Here is a 24,955-nt window from a genome sequence, read left to right as displayed (position 1 = left end):
CCTTTACGGCAGGCGCATCGTTCCCTGCCAAGAAGAGATACGCGGTCCGCTCCAGCCACTTGAGGCGAACGAGGCGGTCAAGCCCTATCTGGTTATGTCGTCGATGTCTCGGCAAACCCATCGGCCCTTCCTATCAATCTGTACAAGAGGGACGAGCAGTTCCTCGACACTAATGCCTCCATGACCGACGAGGGTTTCACCCGCCCGCACGAAAGCAGCCCGGGGTGGCGCGATGAGGGCGAGGTAGTCCTCTGGAAGGCCCACCGAAGGCCACTCCATGGACTCCGGAAATCGCTCCTTAATTTGAGCCCTGAGCCTGGGATCGGAGTAGACACGGACGCGCTCGCCGCGCAGGTCCGCAACCGCCCCTTCGGCAGGCCGTCCCACGCCTCTCGCCTCGATGTTGCCGTGGTCCGAGGCAAGGTAGACCTGGAAATGGCGATCATGAAGCAGGCTGAGAAGGTCCCGCATAAATCCCTGCCTGGCCCATTGCCGAACCTGGTTGTGCATGCCCGCCGAACCCAGCTCCATGCCGTGCATGATCCGGTCGACCTTGTCAATGACCAGTCCGAGGACACGCAGCCTGGGGCGGCTGAGTAGCTCGGAGACCTCGTCCAGGTCCCCGTCGCCCAGCCCCTTGGTGTAAGCCACCTCACGCTGCGTCAGCCCCTGATCGACCCAGAACTGGGTCCAAAGGCTCGGCTCCTTGTCTGTGGTATGGATACTCGCCGGGAAGTAGATCGGCGGCCTGCCGGCAAAGGCGGCCTGCCGGCAAACCGAGGTGATCGTGGGAATCCAGGCGAAAACCGCCGTTTCACGGAACCGAAGCGTAGGGAGTTGCTCGGTAAGCACTTCTTGCAAAACAAGCCACTGATCAAATGACATTCCGTCAACCAGTAGAAAGGCAAGCTTTGAGCGTTGAGTGCTGAGCGTTGAGTGCGCAAAGAACCGGGGCAGATGGTGAAGCATGACTGGATTCGTGGCCGGTAGGTTGATGAGACTTGCATAATGACGAGTGACCCATTCAAGGTAGCGCGCATCCACCTGCCGGGTAAGCGCCTCGATTCGTTCTCGCCAATCCCTCCCGTCCTCACTCAACACCCAGTCCTCAGCACTCAGCACTTTCAGTTTCGCCCACCGGTAAGCGAAATGGAACCACTCTCCATAACGCGCCTCCACCGTGGGGAGAGCCTTCTCGATGGAATCCAGCAGCCCCTCGATGCGGCGGCGACGCTTGTCCGCGGAGGAGACTTTGATGCCGTAGGCCACCCAGGTCTTGGCGAGCGCTTGCGATTGCTCGTGAGGAACCGGCTGGAGCAAGCCCTCGAGGAAAAGATTGTCGATGTAAATGCGTACATCGTGGTGGTCGAAAGGCAAAAGCGTCGGTCCTAGAAATTCGAAGTCGTAGTCCGCCGCGTCCTGGTGGAGAACATCGTCTTTCGGCTTTGCGAGCGAATCCAGGAACACCGGCCAGCGCTCCTGCAAGAACGCAAAGAATGCTTGCGCGTCCGGAATGATGGTCTCTAAAGGCCAACCCTCGAATAGGCCGTTTTGACGAAGCACCTGGATAAAGCGCTCATCGAGGATAGCCGGAATCCGCCCGCCGCGGTAATGGCGGCGCAGCAACACCCGCAGCAGATCCTTAGGCTCTTTGATGAGTTCCGGCGCGATCTCGAACACATAACGAAGAACGAAATCTTTGGTGGCGTTGTCGCCGAGCTGCCCCGGCGCGTGCCTCAATTGCGCATCGAACAAGGCGTCGAGATCAGCCCGGTCGAGCGTCGCGACCACGGGATAGCTGAGATTCGGAAAGAGATCGCTTAAGGAGAACGAGAGCTTACGGCCAGCCTGAAGCAGGTCGTAGGGCAAGGCATCAAGATCGTGTGAAGCCGATCGCAGCACGACCACCAGATCGGTTTCCTCGCCACGGTCCCAACGGGAGCGGAACTTGGATTCGTAGGCATAACGAAAGGCGACATGATCCTCGAACGGGATCAGCTCAAAGCCCCGTTCCCGGATCCCCTCGAGGACACCCTCTTCAAGGAGCAGGCCGTCCGGGTCCGCGACCAGGGTAAGCCGGGATACGCCGGCGGTAAACTCCTTCAGGATCTCAGCGCGCCAAGAATTGAACCACGGATCGACACAGATGGACCCAGATTGGCTCTCACCCATCCTCATCGGTGTGGATCTGTGTTCATCCGTGGTTCCACTCATAACACGATCCTTTTCCAATCGAGTCGTGCGCGGCGGAAGTTCAAGATCAGGCCCAGCGGTAGTCCTGTGATCTTGAGGTAATTGAGCATTTGGCCGATCTCATGGTCCGTGATTCTCTCGATCACTTTCGTATCCACGACGATCTTGTCGAAGACAATCAAGTCGGGAACATATTCACCGACCTTGACGCCCTTATAGACGACATCGAAGCGAGGCTGCTGCCGGTAGGCTATCCCCCGTCGTTGGAATTCGACAACCAAGGCATTCTCATACGGTTTCTCCAGCAACCCATGCCCCAGCGTATTCAGCACCTCCATCGCGCAACCGATGATGTGCCGTGTCTCATTTTCATGAACCAATCTGTGTTGATCCGTGTTCATCCGTGGTTCCCTTCTACGCGGACGAGAAGCAGGGGCGCCAGTTCCGGCAAGATCTGGGTCCTGCGCCCGAGTTGTTCGTGGAAGCGTTCTTCCTCCTGTTCCAACAGACTCAGGCGATGGTTACGGACCTGGGGCAGTCCGATGCGCTCGATGGCTCTGCGTCGCGCAGCGAAGGCGTACTCGCCCTTCTCACGCTCCCGCGCAAGGCGCTCCCGGTGAGCGGCTACCAACTCGTCATAGATCATCTTCCCCTGTCGTTCTGCCGCCTCCCGGAGTCGTTCGAAAGCTTGATGAGAGGTCTCGACGTCCAAATGCCGGAGGATCGTGGGCTCCGTTACCACCAGTTGATCCCAGATGTGGCGGGCAGTCGGCGCAAACACCCGACCGTCGTCAGCCAGGAACAAAGGCAGGACGCGCCGATGGCGCGTGAGTGATGAGCTTTGAGTGCTGAGTGCTGAGTCGACGTGAATCGAAATTTCCCACAAAGACCAGAACCCTTGGATCTCTGGCGCCAGGCCGGGAAGCGTGATGACCGGGATCGGTTGTCCCGGAGCAAAGGGAGGAAGGCGCATGGCCAGCCCACGCACGCGAGGCTCTTCGAGCCCGAGTTTTGAGTAATGAGGACTGAGTGCTGAGTGATGGGTGAAGGCTCCCTCCTGGACCGTACCGTCGGGCCATGTTAGTCGCCAAATGGTGGCTGGCCCCTCTTTACCGATGATTTCAGCGCCTGGTGATATGCCGTCATCCTCAGTCCTCATCGCTTTCAACTCATGACTCCTGGACCGGAGCCATGATACCGTCATGGTTTCGATCCAGGCCGGGAGCGGGTGAGCCAGCAGCCGCTGGGCCTCACGAGGGTCCAGGTCCTCGGTAGAGCCGAGCACGGAAGCGCTCTGCCGGGACTCCCGGGCCTGCTCCTGGATGCTTTTCATGACCTCGTCGACCTTCGTTTCCACCACATCAGGGTTGAGGATGGCTTCCACATACAGATCATCGAAAATCTGGCCCGCCTGGGCAGAGTCAAGCACATCACCGGTCTTGTCGATGCCGAACTCTTCGAAGATGACCGCCAGTTTCTCTTCGAGGACCTCGCGGACACGGTGTTCGACCGAGTCCTCGAACACGAAGTTGATGGCGCGCACAGTAAAAGTCTGGCCGATGCGGTCCACCCTGCCGATGCGCTGTTCCAGGCGCATCGGGTTCCACGGGATGTCGTAGTTGATGACCACATGACAGAACTGTAGGTTGAGACCCTCACCACCGGCGTCCGTCGAGATGAGGATGCGGGCGTCCTTGGCAAAAGCGTCTTGGACCCGCTTGCGCTCCTCCATGTCCATGGAGCCGTTGAGGCATACCACCTCGAAGCCGCGCTCGGTCAGGAACGTGTAAAGCATCTCCTGGGTCGGCACGAACTCGGTGAACACCAGCACCTTGAGATCCGGGTCGCCTTCCTCAGCCTGTAGCCGGTAGATCCACTCCAGGAGCGCCTCGGCCTTGGCGTCCGGGCCTTGGGCTTCGCAGCGTTTGGCCGCCTCCAGGAGCAGCTCCACCTCGGCCCGTTCATTCTCCAGGACCTTGAGCCGGGGCTTGAGCAGCGTGTCCACCTGTTCCTGGCCGTCCAGGTCGGCCCATTCCTCGGGAGAGAACCACGGATGAACACCGATGGACTCGGATCCTTCCTTCGATAACTCCATCTGTGTATATCCGTGTCCATCCGTGGTTCTTTCTTCGAGGGCCTCGAGGCGCCGCTCCAGCGTCGTCTTGATCGCGCTTGTGCTGGAGACCACCAGGCGCTGCATCAGGATCATCAAGAATCCGATGTAGTTCCGCTTCTCCCGCATGGCCTGGTTGTAGCCTTCTCGCACGTATTCCGTGACCGCCTCGTAGAGCAGCCGCTGGTCCCGGTGGCGATCCTCCCAGGAGACCGGGCCAAGCTGCGTGCGCCGCGGCTTGAACAGGGGCTTCCCATCGGCATCGATGGCACGGCGCTTCTCGGTGCGGATGACATGCGGCTGGACCCGCTCGCGGGTGACGCTGCTGATATCCGGGAACTCCTGGGCGTCGATCAGGGAAACCAGCCGATGAAAGGCGTCGGTCTTGCCCTGGTGCGGGGTGGCCGAAAGCATCAGGAAATATGGCGCAGCCTCGGAGAGTCCCTGGCCCAGTTTGAAGCGGGCCACCTGGTCGGTGCTGCCGCCGAGTCGGTGCGCTTCGTCCACGATCACCAGGTCCCAGCCGGCGGAGAGCAGGTCCTCGAACCGTTCGCGATTGTGCTCACTCACCTGAGCCGCGCTCCAGCCGCGGCGCTTGTCCAGAGGCTTGACCGAATCCATGGGCACCACCACTTGGGAGAACATCGTCCATGGGTTGGCTGGTTCCTGGTCTCTGGTTTCTGGTTGTTGTATTGAACCAGGAACCAGGAACTCGGAACCAGAAACTGCCGAAATGCGGCTGAGTGTTTTTATGTCTTCCGGTAAGACAAGCTGGAAATGTTCGTTGAAGTGGACCCGCATTTCGGCCACCCACTGGCTCACCAGCCCTTTCGGGGCGATGACCAGCGTCCGCTTGACCAGCCCGCGAAGTTTGAGCTCCCGCAGAATGAGCCCGGCCTCGATGGTCTTACCCAGACCGACCTCGTCCGCTAGGAGATAGCGCACGCGGTCGTTGGCGATGGCGCGGGACAGGGCCCGTATCTGGTGCGGCAGCGGGATGACGGAGGACTCGATGGGCGCGAGCAGGACGTCCTGGGTCAGGGCGTCGGCTACCCGCGCGGCAGCAGCGATGTAGGCGATGTATTCCGGCGAGGTGGTACCAGCACTCTCAATCGGTTTGAGCCGAGATGCCGGGATTCGGACCACGGAGTCGCGCCCGGGCAGCCATACGCGGCAGGTCGTCTCACCCCAGAGCGTCTGGGCTTCGATGACCTGACAGAGCTGCCCATGGTCCGGGCTGTAGTACCAGCTATTTGCATCAATCCGCATCCTGCTGTTCCATTTCTGCAGAAAACACGGTTAGCAAGAGCTCGGAATCGTCAATAAGCTGATACACCGGCTTCTTGCCAGACAGTTTTTCACTTTCAGATAGGATAATCGGAACACCATCTCCCCGCTTTTCCATATAGAAACCTCTGCCCACATCTCCAATCGTTTCCGCAACCGGCGTTTCCGCAAGTAAACTTGTAATCAGCTCGTTCCGGGTGGCCTGACGCAAAGCAATGCTATCAATCGTCACGGTATTCGGGAGCGCGCCTGGCGAATAAATCTCCAGTCGGTTATCGAACATGAAGAATCGGATCTTTGAACCGAAAATGGCATAATCGCGATGAGCCACTGCATTCACGACTGCTTCAAAGACAGCCCTTTCGCTAAACTGCGGTAGTTCAATTCGGTGGGGTTCCTTTGTGGCAATAACAGTTTGATTTCGCTTCAGAAATGACATCGCCTGTTTGATCTGCAGGTCCAGCGGGCCATAGATCCTCTGTGCGTCGGTTTGGTAGTTGGAGTCTTGCCTGGTTCCACGGTAACGGACGGCTTCGATATAGGCGCTCGGCAGGAACCGGTCCGGGCGCTCACAGCAAAGCAGAACCCCGGCGACTGAAGCGCGGATCGCCCCGCTTTCCTCGCGCGACAACAGGTTCCGCTTCAGAAGAACAATCTCCGAAGCTTCATCGGAGCGGGTTGTGTATCTTCGCCAAAGCGCCTCGGACAAGTCGCTTATGCCAGATTCCGGAACAGGCTGTTCTTCAAATCGAATCAGCCGTGCCTGACTGCGCTGCTGAAACAGACGAGCGAGATACTCCGGCGGCATCTTCCGTTTGGAGCTGCCCTGACGATGGAAGTAGCCGCCAGGGCTTTCATGCACGAAAAGGCTGCGTGGGATGTCCACTTTGAGAATGGGTCGGAGCACTCCAGTACTGTCGGGCAGCTCCATGCGAAAAGACCGGAAGAGAACCGGGGGCCTGATGCTTTCGTTACATATTTCATATACATAACGTTCCGCAGCCTAGATCCTTTCAGCCGGGATGCCGTCGATGTCACGCGTCTTGTCATCAACACCAAGTACAATGACACCATCGTGGGTATTCGCAATCGCGGCCAGCTCGTCAGCCAAATCGTCGCGTTTCGGCTCCGAAATCCGGTCACCTCTAAACCGAACGGTCTTGAGCTCAAGTGATGTATCCTCGCCAAGACGTATTTTCCGTAATAGTTCCTCAGGGCTGTCAAACATGGCGACCCTCCAGAGCGATGCGGCGGTATCTTTGTTTAAAAGCCTCTTCACCACCCTCCATGACTTCACAGATGGTTTCTCTCACACGCTTTTCCTGCAAAGAACCGCCCGTTTCAATCTGCGTTTGGCCGTTGCGCACCGCTAAGGCGACAACCAGTTCGGCGTCGCCGTTCACAACGATATTGGCATTGTGCGTCACCACGATCACCTGCCGTTTTTGCTTGATGTTCCTAAGCTGGGTCACAATAAGGTCATAAATCAGATGGTTATCCAGGTCGTCTTCCGGTTGGTCGAGAACGATCGGCTCTTTTCCGTAGGAAAGCAGGAAAGCGAGCAGCGCTGCCGTTTTCTGGCCGGGTGACCCTTCCTGAATGGAACGAAATCCTGATCCATCTCCTAATGTGCTGTACTCCACCCTCAAGGAATCCTCCGGAAACCATAGATCCAGCCGATCGAACGTTTCGGGTGGCAGTCTCTCAAGATGTGAAGTGAATCGTTGATCTCTGACAGATACTAGTGTGGTCTTGCCCGCGGCAATCGCCTTCACCTTTTGCTTGAGCTCCTCCAGCTTTGTCTCAAAATCGTCGGCACTCTGATTTCCCGAATAAAGACATCCAAGCAACCCCTCTCCATTGTCCACCTTGCCGATGTCTTTCTCAAAGCCTCCGGAGTCTCTCTGTATAATTCTCCTGAATGCTTCTTCCACTGTCTCCCGCGCGCCGTAAGAAATCACCTCGATACGCACATATGAGTTCCTTTCAAGGACGTTTTTCAAAAATTCCTTTCTTCGGCTTGTCAACCTCCGTCTCACCTCAACAAGACGTGTAAGGCTCTGCTGCGCCTCTTTCTGGATCGAGCCGAGCTGCTTCTTCCGCGACTCAAACTCCTTCAACCGCGCTTCAAGCATCTGCCTGCGTTGCACCAGTTCACCATAGGCTGAAGGGTCGCCTGCCGCCTCCTTGGCAAGCTTTGTACGCAACTGTCCATATTCCTCAATAGCCTTTTCCACTGCCCGGGCCCATAAGGATGTTTCCTGTTCCGCTGACCATTTGGACAGGATGGCATCAAGCTTGCTCGCCGATTTCTCAAGGTCATCGCGGACTTGTTGGATTTCACGGAGGGTGCTTGATACTTTTTCAAGAAAATCCTTTTCTTCCGGCTTGTCCTGATCGAAAGATGCGGGATCCAGGGTCTCAGGAATAATTTCTTGCGCGATCCCACGTATCCGCTCACCTGCGCCGGCCCAGGATTGCTTCCATTCCTCCACCGCCCGTTGCTGGCGCAGCCGCGTCTGGTATTCCTTAAGAATGTCTGCGTGGCCGGCCTGCTCAAAAACTGCCAGCTTGTGCTGGACATCCTTCAATTCGCCCTGCAATCCAGGCTCATCCGATAAACCGGCCTCGATCTCTCTTGCCTTGGCCCTTAGCGACAGAAACCGGGACTCTTCCGCTTTCCATTCATTTTCCCAGGAGCGTCGGTCCACCTCGGGGGATTCATCTACAATCTTGAGAAGCGCAAGGGGCGCCTTGGCCAGTTCATAGATTTGTTTCTGGCTGTAGATGCGAACTGGAAACCGCTGAGTGATCTCTCCCGGTTCGGACCTCCACGATTCATCGGATTGTTCCGTTTCAATGGGTTCCACGTCCCCGCGTTGGCTCCACTGCACACGGTAGCGCGCACCGTTTTTTCTGTACACGAGGGCAAAATGTGAATCCTCTGTCAACAACCCATCTTCATCACGGCTTGCGTACACTTCGAAATACTTTGCAAAGTCTTTTTGTAAACTCTCCGGCAACTCTTTTTCACGCCTGAGGATAAGCCGCAGAAATTCAATGATGGTTGACTTTCCGGTTCCCCGGCCGCCGATGACGGCGTTCATCCATGGATTCAGATCAACTTTGAAGGAGTCCGGTTGTCCTATATAGCGAGCCTTATTCACCTCAACATATTCCATCGCCATGTCGGCATGCTGATTCGGGTCCTGCGTGATGGCCTCGGAACGGATGACGGAAAGAGGGCCGTCAAGGAGTGCCAACCGAAGCCCTTCGATACAAGGAGTCCCCATCTTTATCCAGGTAAAACGGCTGCCGGGAAACTTCTGCCCAGGGTTTCCCGAAGGATGATGCGCATCCGATCCGAGCACTTCGGTCCAACTGGGTTTTTTGTCGATGTAGAGCTGTGGCTTCTGAAAAGACCCATCCACCAGTTCCATGGCGAAGACGCCGTCGCAATCCAGTGCCTGTTGCAAGGTCGTCCCTGTCTGTTTGAAAAGCCCGTTCTTTTCATCAACATGGGCGGGAATGGCAATGCCGCCGGCAGAAACAATGGCGTTGACCACCTCGACAAACGACCTGGTTGTGACATCGTCACTCGATCCCTTGGTTCCAGTAAACCCGACGGTGCCGAGGAGACTATCAATATCCGAAGTCGCCTTCTCGCATCCCAGAACTGCCAAAAGATGAATACCGCCGTTAACCGAGATTTCAACGCCTGGAAACAGGTGAATGGGTCGGAAATCGGCATGACTCTCGTTTTCCAGTTCCGACAATGCTCCCTTAAGTCGGTCAATCCATGCCCCGCTGTTATGGTCGGTGACGGCCACGCAGTCGATCCTCGCTCGCATGTAGTCCAAAAGCCATTCTTTCGGTGTGCGGTTTTTCAGATCTCTTTGGTTTGGCCCTTTGCCATAGTCTTCGGATGCCGGCGTATGGGTGTGGAAATCAAACTTCCACCACCGCGAGCCGTTCCATTTCCACTCGTTCATGCTTCACCTCCTGTTCTGGTCAGCGCCTGGTCGTTACCTGTGAAACGGAGAAGGGGAGATGCGGTGAATGGGAGATTACTTGATAAGCCATTTCTCTGCATCTCCTATCATTGTTACCAGTTGGCCGATAATTTTGTCGTAGCATTGATCCAACTCACCCGCTAAAGCTTTTTCAAGATAGGCACATCGTAGAGCGAACTCTATCCAGACCTGTGTTTCGCACGCTTCGCTTTCCGCATCACTCAGCTTTGCAACGAATGCCGCCTTGTAACGCCGTTTTCGCCAGGCTTCCGCCAAATTTGCGCATACAGAACGCGATGATCTCCGCATCTGGTCTACCATCGAGTATTTCTCTTCAGGCGGAAAAGTCTTTGTAACCTCGAATATTTTCATCGCGGTTTCCATTGCATTTTGATAAACCCTCAACTCCTTGTAACTGTTTATTCGTTCCCCCATTCCCCGTTTCCCCCATTCCCCGTTTCCCCAGTTCGTGTGATGGCTTGATCATACCACATCAACAATTTCGGGTCTTCCTGGAGAACATTCTCAGGAATCTTGCGGGCTACACTGATGATCGTGGCGTAGTCGCGCTCTTGCCATGCCTTCTTGAATCCGGCCCGGACAGCCTCGAGGCGGAAAACTTTCAGGCGCTTCTGGCTGGGTGCACGGTATTCCTCGAACTCCTTGAGCAGCGACCGCTCGCGCAGCTTCTCCAGGTCGCCGGCCTTGTTGGGGTCGGGCACGTACCAGCGGTCCTTGCCCTTGGCGCGAAGGTTCTCGTCGGCTTTGGGCAGATTTCGAAGCTCTTTGAAATTCGTGGATAGGTAGCTGTGTATCTGGTTCGGCACATCGCCCTTGCCGTCATAGCGAAGGAAGTTCTGTTCGAGCAGTTCGAATAGCTCTAGCGGCTTTTCGTACTTCTGCCAGCCGCCGATTTCCTTGAGAAATTGCGGATGGAGCTCCTGAAACGTCTGAGGCTTTTTGACGAGTTGCTGTTTAAGCCACTGGATGGCCGACGACTCATCTGTGACAAAAAGCTGGAGTTGCAACACCTCGCGGACGGTCATACGCTTCTTGTCGTATTCGGCCACCTGTTCGGGGAGGAAGTACATACCGTCCCGCTCGGAGAACCGCTGGATAATCCCGGCGTAGAACTCCGCAGCGGACAGCGGAATCGTCACGCCACGCTGGACGTGGAAGGCCACCATGCGGTCGAAGAGCAGGTAATTCTGGCGCCCGGCAATGACTTCCGCCTGTCCATCCTTGGAGACGAAAACCGGGAGCTGCTTGAGATGAGTACGGACAAAGTCCCAGGCGCCTTTCTCGGTTCCCGCTTCGAGCTTAAAGCGATCCTCAAGGCCGCCGTTGGGCTTGTAGGCGGAAATGACCAGGTCCTGTTTTACCGCACCGGCAGCCGTCACCTGGTTGAAACTGCCCTGCTCGCGATCCAGCGTCCGGACATCGGCGACGACAAAACCGGCATCGCCGATAGCCTCCTGAATGGCCGTCCAGACGAGGTTTTTCGAATTGTGGAACACCACCGTCATCCAGCGTCCAGGCTTGAGCACGCGGTAGTATTCGACAAAGGCCCTTCGCATCAAATCCGAATACACCGAAAGCGTCTTCTTCTTCAGTTCATCCCACAACACCTCGTTTTCCAGACGTGAAAACAGGTTGTGCCACGCCTCGATCAGCAGGTTGAGATCACCGTACTTGACCGCGTCACCAAAGGGCGGATCGGTGTAGATGTAGTCAACGCTCTTGTCCGGAACGGGCGACTGCAACGAAGATGCGGTGGAAATGGCGACTTGCCTGCTCAGTGGTAGTTGGTGGGCAACAAGCATTTTTTGAAGGCGCTTGTATTTGCCGTCGAGAATATACCAAGGGGAAGTCTCAGCAATTGCAGGCCTCACATAATAAACACCTTTCAAGATTCGATTTGCTCGTGAAAACGCCAAGGACTCATAACCATTTTGAACCGTCATTCCCCAAACGCACTGCTCCACCATGAACTTTAGGAATCCCCTTATCCGCGTATTCTGCCATTCTCCCGCGATACGCCACATCGTGGAAAGGGCATGGAGCGCTCGCGGAAGATAAAACTGGTGATAGTGAGTGATGCCGCGCTCCGCCAGGTGGTTGCTGTCCCGCATTTTTCCGATGGGAAGTTTCGCAGTCGGGTACCAATCCCTGGGCTGTTCATTCCCCAGGCGGTTGATCAGCTCCAGGTCATGGGCATCGGGTTTCTTGCGGTATTTGGTCTTATCGCCGGGCAGGGTGTATTCAATTTCGATCGGGACATAGGTAACTTTGCGCACCGTTTCGCCGATAGCCTTATCGAAGTAGCTCGTGAATTTGTGCTCGCAGCTTCGGGTTGTGAGTGCTGCGCGGCAACCCGGGCATTCGAATTCCTTGGCAAACTTCCCTGTCTTCGGATCATAGGCCTGGTCCATGAAAACAATATCGCCTGCGCAGTTGGGGCAGGTGAACACCTCGCACCAGACCACATAGTTGATACGGCCTTTCCGCTTGCCATCCGTGTGCCGGGTCTCGTACATCCAACCGAGTTCCGCCTCAATCTTCTTAAAGAAACTATCAGCAGCTTTCTTGAACTCACGGGCTGAAACATCCAGATTGAGATTGTAGGCAATGAAGTTGGCAACGGGTGAAAGGTCAACGAGGATGGCTCGCCGCGCGCCCCATTTGGGCGGTGTGAATCCTGCCTTTTTCCATTCCGCTTCAAGGGTTGCCTTAAACTCCGCCTCCGGTTGACCGCAAAGCTGCGCGGCCACGCCCGTCATGCCCGAACCGGAGAAGCCGTCCAGCACGATATCCCCCGGCTCCGTATAGTGCAGGATACATGGCATAGTGGCCAGATGGGGGATCTTGGAATGGTACGAATGCGCCGTGTAGATGGGATGCGTCTTTCCCGCACCCGTGTCACTCGCGAATGGTTCGCGACGATAGTTGTCGGTTCCAGAATCGTACGGTTTTCCATAATGACGGATGAAGTCTTCGAGGAAAGGATTCGGGCAGGCCGTGTAGTATGGCGGATCGGAGAGCGCCAGGATGTCTTCGTCCGAACCGATGGGGAATCCCTCGATCTCGCGGAACTCGGGGTCGCGCAACCGTTCGCGGAGCTTTTCGAGAAAGTGGGCGCGGCGGGCATCATCGCTTTCGAAGGTCATGCCAAGGCAGGTCACGGGTCCCGAGTCTCGGGTCTCGGGTCGTTCCGTGTCGAATATTGTCTGCTGGGTATGCGGTTGATCGCTTTTCGTCATTCCTTAACTCCGCTTCGAATTCCTGTCGTTTTTGGCTCGCGACTCGTGACTCGCCGACCCGCGACCGAGATATCGCATGAACCCACCAATCAGGCTGCCGGTTTCTGTAGCCATTTTGTAAAGTGCGTCGAAAGTTCCCTGGTCGATAAGCCCGTCATCAAGCGCGACATAGAGCTGCGCCTTCACTTCACCTGCCGATCCTTTCCCGATGGCAAGAAAGCGTCTGAATTCGACGTCGCCGCCGCGCTCGAATCCCTCGGCTATGTTGGACATCACAGAAACAGCCGCACGTCGTATTTGATCTCGAAGCCCAAAATCACGAGCGAAAGCACCTTCATTGGAGATGGCGTAAATTTCCCTGGCCAGCTCCCGCGCCTTCTTCCAAGCTTCAATATCTTCAAAATTCTCAATCTTTCCTATATTCGCTCCGCTCGGGTATCGAGTACCATGTCAGGGATTTCGGGTCGTCTTGACTCGTGACCCGCAACCAGCTGACCCGCGACCAACTTGGTCAGTGGGACAGTGACCAAGTTCGATCATGGGCACACTCGACTTGTGCAGTGACTTGGTCACTCTCAGCCTCCTTCTATTCGTTTCAGCAGCTTTCGCCCCCTCTCGGTCAGCCGATATTTCTGCTTCTTGCTTCTGGGCTTATCCGGAATTGTCATCTCCAAAAAAGCTAAATCCAGCAAACGTGAGAGTGCCTTCTTGAAGTTACCCGTTCGGCTTTCGTATCCAAGCAGAGCAAGCAGTTCCGGCGTGTTTTGTGGTGCATCGAGACAAGCGAGCAGGATTCTTTGTTCGATTTCGCTCATGGGCTCATGGGCCTCATCATGGGCCCCGTCATGGGCCTCATGGGCCCGACTCAGCCCTGACTTGGTCACCTGCTTCGGAGTGGCATCACCCGTCACTTCACCTGTAACTTCACCAACCGGCCCAAATTCGGGCACCTTGACGATAATTCGGAAAATATCACCTTCGATCATTTGTGGGTCGGCGCCGCCGTACGCCTTGCCATACCGCATCATCTTGCGCATACCCGAGCCGAGTTCGTCGGCACGGTGGATTTCCCGGAAGAACGCTCCGATTACCGGATTTTTTGGAAAAGGCGTGAAATTGGCAGGGTCGAGAGCGCCGAATCCGTTGGGTTTATTACTGTTTTCAGTGCGGACCTGGCCCCGTTCGATGATCAGCTTGGCGGGAAAGGCGTTGGTGTATTCCCGATGAATCAGGATATTGGAGGCAACTTCTCGGAAAATGGCATCGCGAAGACTTATCCGCTCCATGCCTTCAAGGAAAAAGGGGTCGGGCAGATGCTTCTGCACAAAGGCGATGATCCGTTCGTAGCTTTCAATCAGGTTGGTTCTGACCAGATCCCGGTCATCATAGCGATCCAGGTTGACCTTTCGCAAAATGAGATCGGTTCGGTGATGGGGTACTGCTGAAAGAATAAGCTGGTCATTTCCAAGCAAAAGTATGCCTGCCAGCGTGATACCGCTTTTGCCGGTTTCCGGATCGGCCTGGTGAAGTTGGGCGCTTTTCAACAGGCCCATGTCGTCCATACCGAGCCAGGGATGATCATCCCGCCAGACTCCGGCCAGGCGGCGGCATTTGTCGATGAGATCAGAACGCAATTCGTCCAGCTTGGCAAAAGGATAGATTTTGTTCTCTGAGTAAGTGGCCTGTTTTCGTTGATAAAGGTCAGCCACCTGACGCGTATGATCCGTAATGTCAAAATCGCCGTCCTCATTGCGGTCATAAATGCGCCCGTTGCATCTGTGGACCTGCGAGCTTTCCGGGACATACACGCGAAGTATCAGTTTTCTGTCAACAGTCACCTCATTTACCGATATGTAGGCCGGTGGGTGGATTTTTTGCGGGTTGTTGACGGTGGTGACAAAGTCTTTCTTTATTTGTAAAACGGCATCCGGTTCGATGCCTTGTATATCTCCGGAATCCGTGACCCCCAGTAAAATCGTACCGCCATGCCGGTTCAAAAAGGCGCAAACTGTCTCGTAGACATCCCGGCCGAGACTGTTCCGGCAGGTTTTGAACTCGGTCGAAATGCCTTCACCCTTGCGGATCAGTCCCTTCAATTTGCGTTCATTCGCGTCCATTCGCGGTCAATCCATTTTCGATTTTTGATTGGAGATTGAAGATTTTGCAGTGCGAATGGATGAAACGAATATCGCTGTGAGTTCATTCGCTTCCTGATGGAGAGGCTCCACCCGGTTTCGCGGTATTAGATCTCCGTCCATGATTAATTCAAGCCAGAAACAACATTCATCCGCTTCTTCGACGACCGTCCCAAGTTTAGCGGTAAACTCGGCCTTTGAACGTCCGCGACATGCTGACCGGTAATTCGCACCAACCGATGTACCAGCCCGAACGAGCTGGCCGGCAATGGCGCGTCCAGATACCGTATTCGGTAGCGAATCAATAAGTTTCATTACTCGCAACGCGAATTGCTTGGTTCTCTCTTTCAGATCCTCTTTGTCCAAGTCAACAATCTCCAATCATCATTCTAAAATTATCCGGACCTTGCCGGGCTCTTTGCCCTTGGTCAGTCCGTCCAGGTATTCCTCGAACCTTTTACGCATCTCCGCCGGAGTGACCGGTGAGCCGCCCGAAAGCAGGGCGTCGCGCAGGTCCGCGATCTTGACCGAGACCTTGGTGAGCCCGGAGAGCACCTCCTGCAAGGCGTGGATGAAGTCCTGGCCCACGTCGTCCGGAAGTCGCCGCCTCTTGATAAACCCGTCTACCAGCTTGCGTGCTTCGGGCTTGAGGAGGCTCAGGTTCTCCTTGGCGGTCGGGTCTTCGAGGTTGGCGAGCAGAGTCTGGGTCCAGTTTTCGACCAGCTTATCGAGCTCGCCGTCCAGGGCGTCCAGCATCGTCGCTGCGGGGGCCGCAGGCGGCTCCGCGCCAGGTTTGAAGTTGCAGTGCGGGCAGACCGGCGATGCTTCCAGTTCCTGCTCGGTAAGCGCAAAGCAGCTCCTTAATCCGGCGAGCCGATTCTGGAAATCCGAGACGTGCTGGCGCGGCATCAGGTCGATGGTGGAGAGCTTCTGCAGGTCCTTGAGCCGCTCGTCGCCCATGAGCTGGGCCTTGCGCTTGTCCTCATTGACGCCGAGACGCGCTTTGGCGTGCATGGAAAGGTAGGCCAGCAAGTAGGCCTTCTTGAGGTCGCCGAGCTTGCGCTGCAATTCGGGTCGCGGGTCGCGAGTCGCGCGTCCAGAGTCCTTTTGACCCGAGACCCGAGACCCGTGACTCATGACCGCCGTGAGGACTTCCGTCCGAACGGCGTTCATCTTGTCGATCCACTCGTGACCGGTAGGCAGGACCGCCTCGGCGGTGGAGAGGTACGAGGCCGTGGACCCGAGGTCCGCCACCAGTTCCTCAAGCGATTTGATTTCGGCCAGCGATTCGAGCCCGCTCCGATGAGCGGTTACTTCCGAGGCGTCATAGCGAAAGTTCTTGAGCTTGCCGGTCGTGGTGTAGGCTTGCAGGGATTCCAGAAACGACTTCGTCGTTTCCAGTTGCGACTTCCGAGTTGCGAGCTCCGAGTCGGAATAGAGTCTCTGGCCCCAGAAATGGAAGCCGTCTCTCAACGCCTGCTGTGTTCGAACGATATCCTCGACATATTTGGTCACTTTTGCTTGCAGCTCCTGAACCGGCTCGTCCTTGCCCTGGGTGACCAGTTGCGCCATGCCCGGCGTGAGTCCGAGCAGTTCGAAGAGCGCCTTAAGCGCCGGAAGGTTCCAGTCCTTGGGCCGCTCGATGTGCTTGAACTGGGCCAGTTCATCGATGCCGGTCCCGGCCAGTTGCGCCAGACCCGTGGCATCAAACTTCTTGCCCGGGATGGAGAGGACCACCTCACCGGCGTAGACCAGCGCGGCCACCACCACCACGGCCCATTCGGGTTCGAGGCGGAGCGATTGCGGCGCGAGGTATTGCACGCCGAGAACGTCCTGGATCAGCTCGGAACGGTTGACCACCTGTCCGTGGCCCTTTTTCTTGGCGACGCCAAGGACGTGTTTGGCGTACTTGGACCGGTAGGGATCGAGCCGCTCGCCGTCGAGAAGCTCCAGGGCATCCAGCACCGCAGTGGCCTGCTTGGTGCGGTTCTGTCCGGCGATGGCGCGCAGGGCGTCCTGCGCGGCCTGGGCCCGGTTCGCTCCCGTGATGAGCACCGAGAAGAAGGGATATTCGGGAGCCTGGTCCTGAAAATGGGGACCCAAACAAATTCCTGCGATGGTGTTCACCAGGTCGCGGAAGTTAAACCGCGAATTAACGCTAATGGACGCGAATTTCTGCCCGCTACCCTTAGTCCATTCCGTCAGTAGCTTGGCGCGCCCCTGGTAGGTGACCTCGAATGCCGTGGTCATGTTCTTCTGGAGCCACCGCACGAGGTCGCGGAGGAAGTTCGATGCCTTGGATTCGTAGGTGGACTTGGCATGGCCCGACGCGGTGGATGCAAGGTCCAGGGCAGCGGCGTAGCTTCGAAGCGCGGTGCGGAATTCCTCGGCAGGATCAGAACCACGAATAGACACGAATGAACTCGAATTCTCTTTTTCTATTCGCGTCGATTCGCGTTCATTCGCGGTTTTCAGGTTCAAACGGAAAAACACCTCATCCGCTTTCTTCTCGTCCCTGAAATGCGGCGGATCGAAGGGCTGGATGAAATAGAGGTAGAAGTCCCGCGGCGGCACCGCTGTGGAGCGTTCGTTAGGCGCGCCGAAGAAAAGGTATCCCTGGCGCGCGGCCTTGCGCTCCAGCCATTCGAGTTCGTGCTGCCAGATCTTGTAGCCCGTGACGTAGGTCTGGTCCGTGCATTCCATGACCCGCCGGAGCGCCTCGTAGTAGTAGCGGTCGAGCTGCGAGGAATCGAGGCTCTCGGCCCGCTTCTCGATCAGCGCGTCGAAGTCGTCGGTCTTCTTGAGGTCCAGGTAATACTGGCGGTTGTCCGGGTTGAATGAGATGAACTGCCCGCTGACCGTCTTGTGGATCTCGCGCAGGACCGTTTCCACCTGGGACAAGAGGTCGTCGGCCGGGTCTCCGCCCAGGTCCTCGATACCGGGCTGGAAGAGGCAGAGCGTGTCGCGCAGCTCCTCGGCCGTGGCGCCCAGCGGCGCGTAGATGTCTCCGATCGTCAGCCGGTGGACCGAGAGCGCGTGAATGATGCGAAGCGCCATGGGCTTGTATGCCGGGCGGGTGAAGGCCTGCTGAATGCGCGACTCGAGCACCATGCTGCAATCGATGACTGCCTTGATGTCCGGAACGGCGCGGAAGGACGGGTTCTCGCGCAGGATCGTCCAGTAGCCGTCATAGGCGATGACTCCGGGCCGGTCGTCGGGCACGTTCTGGTTGAGGAGCTTCTTCATGGCCAGGGACAGGGTCTTGAGCACCTCGCGCTTTTCCACCGCCGTGACCCGCTCGAAGGTGTCGATGTAGTCCGGGTGCACGGGGAAGAGGCGCACGAACTCGTCCATGCGCTCGTTCATGCGGCCATAGAACTTGGCGAAGGGGGTCAGGTACTCCCGGATTCTCACCTGCTGATCGGCGGTTTTCTTGAGCAGACGCTCGGCCACCACGAACTTGACGTCCTTGCGGGCGATGAGGATTTGCTCGAAGCGGTCCTTGACCCGGCGGATGCTATCGGCGACGAAGGCGAAACGGGGGCTGTCAAAAATGGCTTCCTGGACACCGGCGATGAAACGGAACCTCAGGTCTTTGCAGACCTCGCCGATCTCGCGTAGGAAATTCAGATCGAGGATCAGCTCCTGGTCCTTGCGGGTACGGAGATAGTCCAGCAGCTCATCCACGACCAGGAGCAGGCCATGGTCCGGATACTCTTGGTGGAACGCGGCCATCATCTCTTCGAAGGAACGCTTGTTGTTGGACACCTTATCCGCGGGCGGGAAGGAATAAGACACGCCCATTGCGGCCAGGTGCTCTTCGAGTTCGGCGACGAGGATGTCGCGCAGGGACATGGTGGTCGCGCCGATCTCGGTTCGGACCACCTTGAAGCGCCCGCTGATCTTGCCCGCGGCGCCGGCCACGCTCTTGTCGTTCAGATGCGTTGCGAGATCGCCGTTTTCAGCCAGGGCGGAGATCACGGACATGAGGTGCGATTTACCGGTGCCGTAGTTGCCGACGACCAGCAGCCCCTTGTTGTCCATGGGCCGGTCGAACTGAAGCTGGGGAACGACCAGATTGATCAGCTTCTCGGCCATCTCTCCGGAGATGACATAGGTCTGGACAAGCTGCCGGGCAGCGGCGGCCTCGTCGGCGTCCCGTAGCTGGACCACGGACTCGATAGGCTCGAATTGGATCAGGTCTACGTATTTCATGGAACCGCCTCCAACCACGAATGAACACCAACCGCGAATGAACACTAATGAACACGAATATAATTGAACTTGATTCGCGTCTATTAGCGTCTATTCGCGGTTCCATTTCATGCAGCCACTCCCGGACTTACCACCAAAAAATCGCGTATCGGATAGCGCCTGAACTCCGGGTGGTCCGGCGTCGCATAGACCAGATAGAGTGATGAGGACTGAGTGATGAGCGATGAGTCGGGATCAACTTCTGACTCAGTCCTCAGTCCTCGTCCCTCAGTCCTAATTTCTCCGCTCCAGGCCGCGACCACCGTTTTGTTTCGGGAGAGCCCCTGCAGGAGCCGCAACGGGTCCTGCTTGAGCGAGACATCGAAGAGGACCTCGACGTTGTCCAGAAGAACCACATCGGCTGCGGATGCGCCCACGATCTCCGCGAGGAGGCGGGGCAACTGCAACGCCCGCCGGCGCTCGGTGAGTTCGAGCATGCGCCGAGACAGTTCGAGGTTCACATTGACCAGAGGAGCCGCCGTACGCTCATGAACATCCTGGAGCGCGGCGGTCTTGCCCGAACCGGCCGGGGCCACCAGGATGACAAGCCGGTGGTACAGCTCGGCAGCCTGTCCAATTCTTCGTATGACTCTGTCGCCGAGTGGTTTCGCCATTAGCGATCTCCTCCTGAACCGGGCTCGTTTGCTCGCGTTTCTTCAAGCCAGTGGTCAATGGCTCCTTTTCTGAAACGCCAGTGCCGGCCGATTTTCTGGGAGGGGATCTTGCCTTCCCGAACGAGCTTGTAGAGCGTCGACTTCGGTATTTTCAGGTAGGCGGCCAACTCTTCGATGGTCAGTACGTCACCTGGTTTTTCATCCATCAAGCGCACCTCTCTGGTCTCAAGGCAAAGTTCGACCCAACATGGCTCATATGAATCATATAATTTACAGTTGTTGACAGTTGCTGTCAAGCGCTTTTCAGAAGCAACTGGGGAAGATCAGCGCCAAATTTCTCCGGTTAGCTCCTTGACGCTCCCGGTCCAGCGATCCCCCACCACGTAAAGCCAGGTCGGAAGAACGGTTGCGTTTGCCCGGACAGGGACCAGGACGCGGCGGTAGAGGCAGGGACCGCCGGGGTGAAACCCCTCCAGCCGGTCAATGGCCGGAAGGCGGATCAACGGGATCGTCGAAGGTGAGAATCTCCCCGTACACGGGGCCACAGGGCGCGCCTGTGCCCTTCTTCGTAAGCCGGTCGGGGGTTGGCTCGGATGCTCCTCGATCCAGCGCGCGGCATCGGGATATCCGAGCTCTCCGGCCAGCCGGGCGACGACCGGCCGGTCGAGCACGTTGGTCAACCCCGAGAGCCGGTCCGCGTCGATGCCCTGCCAGACCAAGGCGGGAATCGGTATCCGTGCGGGTTTGTCGTCCTGCACCTCGGCAAGGCCATGTTTGATCAGGGCATCGAGGAAGGATGCGGCCTTTTCCTCGGGCGTGTCGCCCCGGACCGTAAGCTCGACACCGGCCAGCATCTTGGCGTTGCGCAGGACCATGTCAATGTAGTCCTCGAGGTCCCGCTGGTCGGAAAAGAGCGTGGCTCCTTTCATGGCCAGGACCACGTCGGTCACCGTCTCCCCGGTGAAGACCTCGCCGTCGCCTTCCAGCGGCCGCCCGTCGAGGGCGGTGTTTCGGATCAGCACTCTCATGACGCGCCTCCTTGCGTCCCGGCGGTTTTGTCTCACGAAAACGCCGGAGGCCGGGAAGGAACGTCGGTGGGCCGGCGCAAGAAGCGTTTGACACACGCACGCGAAACCCATAGTTTTAGATGGGTTTCACGTGATGATGTCAACAAACCCATACTTTTACTTGACATTGTTACGAGAAAAACACGGTATTGTTGTGTGTAACGTGAAACAAGGTCAAGGATGCCGAAAATGAAACATGATGAGTTCTTCCGAAAGCACCCGGTTTTCACCGGAGAGGAACTGGCCCAACATCTGTCGTCCCATGGTGACGTCGGCGGGCGGGCCCAGGAGGCGCTCCTGGCGTACCACCGGAAGGCCGGACACGTCGTTCGGGTACGCCGCGGATTGTATGCCGTCATCCCGCCGGGAGCGGACACCGATTCGTATCCGGTCGATCCGTTCCTCGTCGCCGCGAAGCTGACGCCGGATTCGGTGTTGTCGCACCATACGGCGCTGGAGTTTCACGGAAAGGCTTACTCGGTTTATACACACATCACGTACTCGGCATCGCGCCCGCTTGGACCTCTGACGTTCCGCTCCCATGTTTTCCGGGGAACGAGGTTCCCACACACTCTCCTCCGCGCGGGAAAAGTCCACGTCGGCGTTTCGACCCCAGAGCGCGCCGGAATGGAGCTACGGGTCGCGAGCCTGGAGCGGACCTTGGTGGACGTCCTGGATCGTCCGGACCTTTCGGGAAGCTGGGAGGAAATCTGGCGGTCGCTGGAGTCGGTCGAGTTCTTCGACCTCGACAAGGTCGTGGAGTACGCGCTCCTGCTCGGAAACGCGACCACCGGGGCGAAGGTGGGGTTCTTTCTCGAACAGCACCGCGAACCGTTGATGGTGGAGGACCGTCACCTCAAGGCCCTTCACGATCTGCGGCCCCGGCAACCGCATTATCTGGACCGAGCCAAGCGGACATCCGGTCGCCTCGTATCGAAATGGAACCTGGTAGTTCCAAGGGAAGTGCTCGAACGGGCATGGGGGGAGGTACTATGAAAATCTCCCCAGAGAAGCTGGCCGCCGAAGCGCAGGCAACGGGCTTCAGACCGGATGTGCTCGAAAAGGTCGCTCACCTGCTTGGGCTGCTCGATGCCATGCGAAGCCACCCTTTCCTCAAAGGGAAGTTGGTCCTCAAGGGCGGAACGGCCTTGAATCTTTTCGTCTTCGATGTTCCCCGGCTCTCCGTCGACATCGATCTGAACTACGTGGGAGCCGAAGATCGTGACGGCATGCTCGCCGAGCGTCCCAAGGTCGAGCAGGCTGTTCAAGCGGTCTTCGCTCGGGAGGGCTTTACCGTCAGGCGGATGCCTGAAGAACACGCCGGAGGCAAGTGGTCGTTGCGGTATGTCGTAGTGACAACCGAAAATTGACCATCTGTGACAACCGAATTTTGACCACCCTGAGCTCTGCTTGGTTTAGGATGACATGGGGTTTGCCACCCTGCCATTGAATTTTCTGGGAGGCGTTTGCTGCATGCGGGGCACCCCTTCCTCAAAGTTGCCTGATCCAGGGTCTGTGGGTCCCTCGCGTGTCTACAGCTTTCTCGCTCATGTGGCCGCGGTGTGCGGCTTGGGTTTTACTTCCGCCCGGCAACGATCTGAGCCGCGCAGGGCCGCCGAGAATGGGTCCAACCGAGACTCGTCGGAGGCGGCCCGAAGCGGCGGCTCTAGGCGACACTTTCATGGGTAGGTCTTTGCTCCGTGTGTTTGGCTTTGGACCTCAGGCTCTGTTTGAGGCGGTAACTTTCCCAGCTGCAGTGGATGATATGGGCTTTGTGGGTGAGACGGTCCAACAGGGCGGCCGTCATAGTTGGATCCCCAAAGACCTGGGTCCAATCGGCAAACCCAAGGTTCGTGGTGATGATCACGGAGCCTTTCTCGTGGCGTTCCGCCAAGACCTGGAACAACAACTCCGAACCTTCTTTGGAAAACGGAATGTAGCCCAGTTCATCCAGGATCAGCAGATCGTAGCGAACGTATTTTTGGATCAAACGCTGCAGTGCTCTTTGTTCTCTGGCCTCCACCAGTTCGTTGACCAGCCCGTAGCAGGTCACAAACCGGGTCCGATAGTTTTGCCGGCAGGCCTCGATCCCCAGGGCCGTCGCCATATGGGTCTTGCCGGTGCCGCTTCGGCCAAGGAAAATGACGTTGCGCCGTTGCTGGATATAGTCGCCCTGCACAAGCTCTCGAAAGAGCCTCACATCCAGGTCCGGTACAGCATCGAAATCGAAGGTTTCAAGGGGCTTGAGAAGGGGGAATCTGGATTCCTTGATTCGCCGACTCAGCCGGCTTTCCGCCCTGGCTTGAAGTTCGGCGTGCGTCAACTCCAGAAGAAACTCATCACAGCCGATCCCGCCCTCTTTGGCCTGACGCAGCAAAACATCCAGGTTCTGAGCCACTCTTGAAAGGTTCAACGCCTTCAGGTTGGCCTGCAAAGCCACCAAGGTGCTCGGCTTCATGACACACCTCCCAGTTGCCCGTAGACGGCCACATCGCCGGGAGGCAACGATGGCCAGCCGCTCAAGCACTCGATGGTGCCGTCGCCGCTGTCTTTTGGGGCCAGAAGGTGACGGACGCCTTCGCTGGTGCTCACTCGGTTCTTGCCGGCCAGCTCTACGGCGGTTTCTATCGCTTCGGCGGAATGATCTCGGTACAACATGAGCACATTGACGAAATCCTTGATCCCCTTCGTCTCTCCCTGGGCCTGGCAAAACCGCTCCAGAAGAACATGAAGGGATTTCGGCCAACTCTCCCGCCATTGCCGAATGGGCCTCGCGCTATGGAATGCCCGCGGCCGCTGTTGGATCAGCTCAAGATAATGATCCGCATGGAGGCACCACTTGTTGTTGCCGTACATCCGCTCGTGATCGGCGATCTTTTTCCCGTTGCTGAAAATCTCCACCCGATCCACGTAAAGCAGCACCTTGACCTTGAAACCCGCGTAAGCACTCGGTACCGAATAACGATTCTTGTCCGCGACCACCGTGGCGTATTTGTCGACGCGCCCATCCAAACACTTCACATTGCTGAAGCCTTCCTGCGGAAGGGGCAAAAGGTGCTTCTTTTCTTCTTCGTACAACACGTTCACGGTCCGATCTCGGCCCGCCATCTTGTGGCTCCCGTAGGATAAGCACTGCTGCAAAACCTTTTCATTGAGCTCTTCGAGCCTTTCGGCCTCCGGAACCGGTACCATGTAGTTGCGCCGAGCCAGTCCCACCAAGCCCTCAACGCCTCCTTTTTCGTGGGCCTTGCCGGGAGTGCAAAAGCGCGCATCGAAACTGTAATAGGCCTTAAACTTCGAAAAGGCTTCCTGTTCCTGACGATCTTTGCCCCGCATGACCTTGCGAACCGCTGCTGCCAAGTTGTCGTAAATCAGAATCGGGAAAACTCCCCCGAAAAACGCAAACGCTTGCTCATGGCCATCAAAAAACGCCTGTTGCCGTTCGCAGGGATAGAACCGCACAAAGTGCTTGCCCGAATACTTGCTGCGCATGCAAAAAAACTTCAGACGCTGCGCCTCGCCCCCTATCAGCGCGATCGCACCGCCCCAATCCACCTCCCCTTCATAGCCCGCTTCGGGATCACAGGGTATGAACGCGCAGGAACCCCCCATCCCAAGCTGCATCTTGGCCAGCCTCACATACCGGCGCACCGTGGATTCACTGCCTTTAAAGCCCTGTTCTTCAATCAACCGATGGTAGATCCGACGCGCCGTATGCCTTTGCTTGCAAGGTTTATCCCGGTCGCCCTCCAACCACCCGTCGATCACCGCCAGATGCTCCCCCAAGGCCGGAAACGCCTGATGCTCACGCTCCCTGTATCCCCAAGGTTCGCCCCGAATGGCCTTCTTCACCGTATTACGGGAATGACCTGTCAGACGTGCCAGCTCGCTGATGCTCTTCCCGTACACTCGGTACCCCGTCCTGATCAGTTCGTACTGGTCCATCTTGAGCACTCCTCTTCCTCCCTTCTCGTTGGCTTCTGTTCACGCCAACTTACCAGGAGGACAACCGCCCAAGA

At 57.2% G+C, this 24,955-nt stretch carries 19 protein-coding genes; 2 read left to right on the top strand and 17 right to left on the bottom strand.

Features of this window, described 5'->3' with window-relative positions; all coding sequences use genetic code 11:
- Positions 1-84 precede the first annotated feature (84 nt).
- The 15 genes from pglZ to FDQ92_RS15475 all read right to left on the bottom strand — a co-directional run bounded on the left by pglZ (position 85) and on the right by FDQ92_RS15475 (position 20,897).
- A complete protein-coding gene (gene pglZ / locus FDQ92_RS08015; RefSeq protein ID WP_137425761.1) occupies positions 85-2,172 on the bottom strand; it encodes a BREX-3 system phosphatase PglZ in 2,088 nt (695 codons plus the stop codon).
- A 38-nt stretch (positions 2,173-2,210) separates the two neighbouring features.
- Positions 2,211-2,594, bottom strand: coding sequence for a GxxExxY protein (locus FDQ92_RS08010; RefSeq protein ID WP_137424084.1), 384 nt, complete (start codon positions 2,592-2,594; stop codon positions 2,211-2,213).
- On the bottom strand, positions 2,591-5,575 hold the full coding sequence (locus FDQ92_RS08005; RefSeq protein ID WP_137424083.1) for a DEAD/DEAH box helicase: 2,985 nt from the start codon (positions 5,573-5,575) through the stop codon (positions 2,591-2,593). The genes FDQ92_RS08010 and FDQ92_RS08005 overlap by 4 nt, the downstream gene beginning before the upstream one ends.
- Positions 5,565-6,524, bottom strand: coding sequence for an ATP-binding protein (locus tag FDQ92_RS08000; protein ID WP_246041626.1), 960 nt, complete (start codon positions 6,522-6,524; stop codon positions 5,565-5,567). Before FDQ92_RS08000 ends, FDQ92_RS08005 begins: the two co-directional genes overlap by 11 nt.
- A 72-nt stretch (positions 6,525-6,596) precedes the next feature.
- The gene (locus FDQ92_RS15690) at positions 6,597-6,821 is read right to left on the bottom strand and encodes an AlbA family DNA-binding domain-containing protein (protein ID WP_246041625.1); all 225 of its coding nucleotides are present in this window, start codon (positions 6,819-6,821) and stop codon (positions 6,597-6,599) included.
- A complete protein-coding gene (locus FDQ92_RS07995; protein ID WP_137424082.1) occupies positions 6,814-9,585 on the bottom strand; it encodes a TrlF family AAA-like ATPase in 2,772 nt (923 codons plus the stop codon). The genes FDQ92_RS15690 and FDQ92_RS07995 overlap by 8 nt, the downstream gene beginning before the upstream one ends.
- Positions 9,586-9,660: 75 nt before the next feature.
- Positions 9,661-10,041 (bottom strand): four helix bundle protein, encoded by a 381-nt coding sequence (locus FDQ92_RS07990; protein ID WP_137424081.1) that lies wholly within the window; start codon positions 10,039-10,041, stop codon positions 9,661-9,663.
- Positions 10,026-12,866 (bottom strand): DNA methyltransferase, encoded by a 2,841-nt coding sequence (locus FDQ92_RS07985; RefSeq protein WP_137424080.1) that lies wholly within the window; start codon positions 12,864-12,866, stop codon positions 10,026-10,028. The genes FDQ92_RS07990 and FDQ92_RS07985 overlap by 16 nt, the downstream gene beginning before the upstream one ends.
- Before the next feature lie 3 nt (positions 12,867-12,869).
- On the bottom strand, positions 12,870-13,259 hold the full coding sequence (locus FDQ92_RS07980) for a four helix bundle protein (protein ID WP_211341427.1): 390 nt from the start codon (positions 13,257-13,259) through the stop codon (positions 12,870-12,872).
- 182 nt (positions 13,260-13,441) lie between these two features.
- Positions 13,442-14,983 carry an RNA-binding domain-containing protein gene (locus tag FDQ92_RS07975; protein WP_137424078.1) on the bottom strand — a complete coding sequence of 514 codons (1,542 nt, stop codon included), beginning with the start codon at positions 14,981-14,983 and terminating at the stop codon, positions 13,442-13,444.
- Positions 14,984-14,989: 6 nt separating this feature from the next.
- On the bottom strand, positions 14,990-15,367 hold the full coding sequence (locus tag FDQ92_RS07970; protein ID WP_137424077.1) for a four helix bundle protein: 378 nt from the start codon (positions 15,365-15,367) through the stop codon (positions 14,990-14,992).
- 18 nt (positions 15,368-15,385) lie between these two features.
- Positions 15,386-19,216 carry a DUF6079 family protein gene (locus FDQ92_RS07965; protein ID WP_137424076.1) on the bottom strand — a complete coding sequence of 1,277 codons (3,831 nt, stop codon included), beginning with the start codon at positions 19,214-19,216 and terminating at the stop codon, positions 15,386-15,388.
- Positions 19,217-19,323: 107 nt separating this feature from the next.
- The gene (gene brxF / locus FDQ92_RS07960; RefSeq protein ID WP_137424075.1) at positions 19,324-19,869 is read right to left on the bottom strand and encodes a BREX-3 system P-loop-containing protein BrxF; all 546 of its coding nucleotides are present in this window, start codon (positions 19,867-19,869) and stop codon (positions 19,324-19,326) included.
- Positions 19,869-20,075 carry a helix-turn-helix domain-containing protein gene (locus FDQ92_RS07955; protein WP_137424074.1) on the bottom strand — a complete coding sequence of 69 codons (207 nt, stop codon included), beginning with the start codon at positions 20,073-20,075 and terminating at the stop codon, positions 19,869-19,871. The genes brxF and FDQ92_RS07955 overlap by 1 nt, the downstream gene beginning before the upstream one ends.
- A gap of 117 nt (positions 20,076-20,192) precedes the next feature.
- Positions 20,193-20,897, bottom strand: a complete 705-nt coding sequence (locus tag FDQ92_RS15475; RefSeq protein WP_211341210.1) for a gamma-glutamylcyclotransferase family protein — start codon at positions 20,895-20,897, stop codon at positions 20,193-20,195.
- Positions 20,898-21,125: 228 nt separating this feature from the next.
- Here FDQ92_RS15475 and FDQ92_RS07940 point away from each other — a divergent pair, with 228 nt between their 5' ends.
- Positions 21,126-21,932 (top strand): type IV toxin-antitoxin system AbiEi family antitoxin domain-containing protein, encoded by an 807-nt coding sequence (locus FDQ92_RS07940; RefSeq protein ID WP_137424073.1) that lies wholly within the window; start codon positions 21,126-21,128, stop codon positions 21,930-21,932.
- Positions 21,929-22,306, top strand: coding sequence for a nucleotidyl transferase AbiEii/AbiGii toxin family protein (locus FDQ92_RS07935; RefSeq protein WP_246041624.1), 378 nt, complete (start codon positions 21,929-21,931; stop codon positions 22,304-22,306). Before FDQ92_RS07940 ends, FDQ92_RS07935 begins: the two co-directional genes overlap by 4 nt.
- A gap of 296 nt (positions 22,307-22,602) precedes the next feature.
- On the opposite strand, the gene istB is transcribed toward FDQ92_RS07935, so the two are convergent.
- On the bottom strand, positions 22,603-23,394 hold the full coding sequence (gene istB, locus FDQ92_RS07930) for an IS21-like element helper ATPase IstB (RefSeq protein ID WP_137424071.1): 792 nt from the start codon (positions 23,392-23,394) through the stop codon (positions 22,603-22,605).
- Positions 23,391-24,881: an IS21 family transposase gene (istA, locus tag FDQ92_RS07925; RefSeq protein ID WP_137424070.1), complete on the bottom strand. Its 1,491-nt coding sequence runs from the start codon at positions 24,879-24,881 to the stop codon at positions 23,391-23,393. Before istA ends, istB begins: the two co-directional genes overlap by 4 nt.
- Positions 24,882-24,955: the final 74 nt, after the last annotated feature.

Source organism: Desulfoglaeba alkanexedens ALDC, from assembly GCF_005377625.1.
GTDB classification, from domain to species: Bacteria; Desulfobacterota; Syntrophobacteria; order Syntrophobacterales; family DSM-9756; genus Desulfoglaeba; species Desulfoglaeba alkanexedens.
This window is presented reverse-complemented; position numbering and strand designations above follow the sequence as displayed.